The sequence below is a fragment of the Exiguobacterium sp. s142 genome (assembly GCF_018618455.1).
GTDB classification, from domain to species: Bacteria; Bacillota; Bacilli; order Exiguobacteriales; family Exiguobacteriaceae; genus Exiguobacterium; species Exiguobacterium aurantiacum_A.
Genome location: NZ_JACSMB010000045.1, coordinates 1 through 1,748 on the forward strand (window position 1 = coordinate 1; position 1,748 = coordinate 1,748).

The 1,748-nt window shown below is 58.9% G+C and carries 1 protein-coding gene; it reads right to left on the bottom strand.

The genetic code is table 11. The features are described 5' to 3' along the window. Positions 1–96: 96 nt before the first annotated feature. Complete coding sequence (locus KNP77_RS15755) at positions 97–1,563, bottom strand: IS1182 family transposase (protein WP_214891758.1); 1,467 nt, start codon at positions 1,561–1,563, stop codon at positions 97–99. Between the last annotated feature and the right edge of the window lie 185 nt (positions 1,564–1,748).

Here is a 1,748-nt window from a genome sequence, read left to right on the forward strand (position 1 = left end):
GAGGGCACTGAAAAACCTCCGCTCTATCCGAGCGTGAACAGAAAAAAGGGCGATTGGACCGACTCAAGTCGGGACAATCGCTCTTTTTCCTTGCCCTTATCCTGTTTTTTCTTTTGAGAGGGTGATGATCCGCTTCAGGTTGACCGCGACGATGGCCATCACGCTCTGTAACGTCATGCCTTTCAGGTCTGACGTTTTGTTTCGCGCCAGACCTTGCGGGTTCTTCAGTTGGCTGTTCTTCGGCTCAATCGCGAAGCGCTTCCGGTGATAGTCCTTGAACTCATCGGTCTGCTCGTATTCGAGCTGTTCGCTATGTTCCCTCGATTTCAATGACACACTGTACGTTTTCGAATTGGCGCCATCCTTGTAACAACCTTCACGCAATGGGCATCGTTTACACAGCTCAATATCAAAATAATGCGTCTCTTTTTGATTCTTACCGATGTTCTTCGTGCCTGTCCGGGCCTTACGGATGGCCATGTGCCCGGCGGGGCAGACGTAGCGTTCCGCATCTTTATTGTAAGTGAACCCCTCGCCGCGGTTCTCTGCAGGGGAATAGACACGGGGGTTCAATGGGGCGACGAGCTTACATCCTTGTGAGGCGGCATAGATCAGGTTGTCTCGGCCCGAATAGGCCGCATCGCCCACGATGTGGTCGAACTCGGCGCCGGCGGCGTGGCTCTTCTCGATGAGGCGAGTCAACTGCTTCCCGTCCGCCGCCTCGCCTGACGTGACGACGACGGCCGTGATGATGCCTTCTTCCGTCATCGCGAGGTGATGCTTGTAGCCGAAGAAGGAGGAGTCGGCGCTCTTGTGCCCGGTCCGGGCATCGCTGTCCTTGGACACCTGTAGCTCGACATGCGCGTCCTCGGCGAGCTCGCGGACACGGTTCACCCTGTCGCGGATGTGCTCCCGCATCATCAGCTCGGGCATCTCGGACTCTACGGTCTCCGCCACGGCGAGCGCATAGGCGAGCAGCTGGTCGATGTCGTGCTCATCGACTTTCTCAGGGAAACGCCCCTTCGCATCGGCCGATGCTTGATAGCACGCTTGGCGCAGATGCTTCGCCTCCTCGATGATCGCCTGCCCAATCGGCTTCTGCCCGTACCGGGCCCGGGAATGGGTCGAATCGACGATCAGCGTCCGTCCCTTCAGCAGCCCCATCCCTTTCGCGACCTCGACCGTGTGTGCGAGCAGTTTGTCGAGCAGTTTGTCGTCGTCCATGCGTTGGCGGCGGAATTTCGTGAGCGAGGACGGGTTGATGACGCCGTCCTCCGGCGCGAGATCCAGGAAATACTTATAGGTGAGGTCGGTCCTCGCCCGTCTGACGAGATCGACATCCGATAGGTTCGAGTGCGCCTTGAGGAACAGATATTTGAACATCCGGACAGGATGGACGGCCATCCGCCCGTTGTCGTGACAATACGTGTCCGCGAGCAGGTCGGTGACGAAATCGAACGATACGAGATCGTGGATGAGCCGTAGCTCGTCATCGGCAGGGATCAACAGATCGTAAAGCGCCGCATACGGGCTCGGCGGCATGTTCGGCAGGTCTGGCATCATCGGGATCGCCTCCAGGATGTGTAGTTATAGCCAGTTTAGTCCGAAACGGCAAGGACGTACAGCGTCGCCCCGAGGGCACGCCGACTCCCGGGGGAACAGCGGGCAAGGCGAGACCCAGCAGCGACATCGTCGCGATGCGGCTCGCTGACCGCCCCCAGGAAAGCGGCGTGCCGGACAGGGCGGCT

What these genes read in the sequence shown, in the direction of transcription:
- KNP77_RS15755 (WP_214891758.1), bottom strand. Translation starts at nt 1,563, where the DNA reads ATGATGCCAGACCTGCCGAACATGCCGCCGAGCCCGTATGCGGCGCTT.